This window comes from Aminobacter sp. P4_H6_2, assembly GCF_056400805.1.
Window position 1 is genome coordinate 1 of the sequence record NZ_JBFUKO010000899.1, and the last position, 1,611, is coordinate 1,611.

Here is a 1,611-nt window from a genome sequence, read left to right on the forward strand (position 1 = left end):
GCTGGACGCAGACCAGGAAGGGCGGGCGCCTCGTCGTCGCCGCCGATTCCGAGCCGCGCAACCTCAACCCGGCAATCGTTGCCTCCAACGGCGTGTTCTTCGTTGCAAGCAAGGTGATCGAACCGCTGGCCGAAGCTTCATTCGATGGCCAAGGCGGGCTCGACCCACGGCTTGCGACTAGCTGGGAAGGTTCGAAAGACGGGCTGTCGGTGACCTTCAAGCTGCGCGAGGGCGTGACCTGGCACGACGGCAAGCCGTTCACCTCGGCCGATGTGGCGTTTTCCGCGCTCAGCATCTGGAAGCCGCTGCAAAATCTCGGCCGTGTCGTCTTCAAGAACCTCGAAGCGGTGGAGACTCCCGACGCGCACACGGCTGTCTTCAAATTCTCCGAGCCGACGCCGCTGCAACTGATCAAGAATGCGTTGCCTGCGCTGACATCGGTCGTGCCCAAGCATGTCTATGAAGGCACCGACATTGCCGCGAACCCGGCCAACAATGCGCCGATCGGCACCGGGCCGTTCAAGTTCGCCGAGCACAAGGCCGGCGAATATTACCGGCTTGAGCGCAACGACAAATACTGGCGCGAAGGCGAGCCGCAACTCGACGAGATCATCTATCGCGTGCTGCCCGACCGTGCGGCTGCCGCCGGTGCGCTGGAGGCGGAAGAAATCCAGCTCGCCGCTTTCTCGGCGGTGCCGTTGGCCGACCTGGAGCGCATTTCCAAGGTGCCCGGCATCAAGGTGATCGGCGACGGCTACGAGGCGCTGACCTATCAGCTGGTAGTCGAGATCAATCATCGCCGCAAGGAACTGGCCGACCTCAAGGTGCGCCAGGCGATCGCGCACGCCATCGACAAGGATTTTGTCGTCAAGACGATTTTCCTCGGCCACGCCACGCCCTCGACGGGGCCGGTGCCGGTCAACGACAAGCAGTTCTATTCGACTGACGTGCCGACTTACGCATTCGACGTCGCCAAGGCCAATGCGCTGCTGGACGAAGCTGGTTATCCCAAGGGCGACAACGGCAACCGGTTTGCCCTGAAGCTCTTGCCGGCACCCTATTTCAGCGAGACCAAGCAGTTCGGCGACTATCTGCGCCAGGCGCTCGCCGCTGTCGGCATCGACGCCGAACTGGTCAACAACGACTCGGCCGCGCACCAGAAGGCCGTCTACACCGACCACGCCTTCGACCTTGCCATCGCACCGCCGGTGTTCCGGGGCGACCCGGCGATCTCGACCACGATCCTGGTGCAGTCGGGTATCCCGGATGGCGTGCCCTTCTCCAACCAGGGTGGTTACAAGAACGCCGAACTCGACGCACTGATCGCCAAGGCGGCGGAGACGCTGGACGACAAGGCCCGCACCGATCTCTACGACGAGTTCCAGAAGAAGGTGGTCGAGGACCTGCCGCTGATCAACGTCGCCGAATGGGGCTTCATCACCGTCGCCCGCGACAGCGTGAAGAACGTTGCGAACAACCCACGCTGGGCGGTTTCGAACTGGGCGGACACCTATGTCGAAACGTGACATCATCGCCTTAGCTGGGACGATGATCCGTTACTGAGCATGCCCCTGGAAATTGCAGTGCCTACAATCGCCCCCACCCCTAACC

The 1,611-nt window shown here is 62.6% G+C and carries 1 protein-coding gene; it reads left to right on the forward strand.

Features of this window, described 5'->3' with window-relative positions; genetic code table 11:
• Positions 1 to 1,526: ABC transporter substrate-binding protein (locus AC1DUU_RS31455; protein ID WP_476787217.1), on the forward strand; the 1,526-nt coding region annotated here is incomplete at its 5' end.
• Positions 1,527 to 1,611 lie beyond the last annotated feature (85 nt).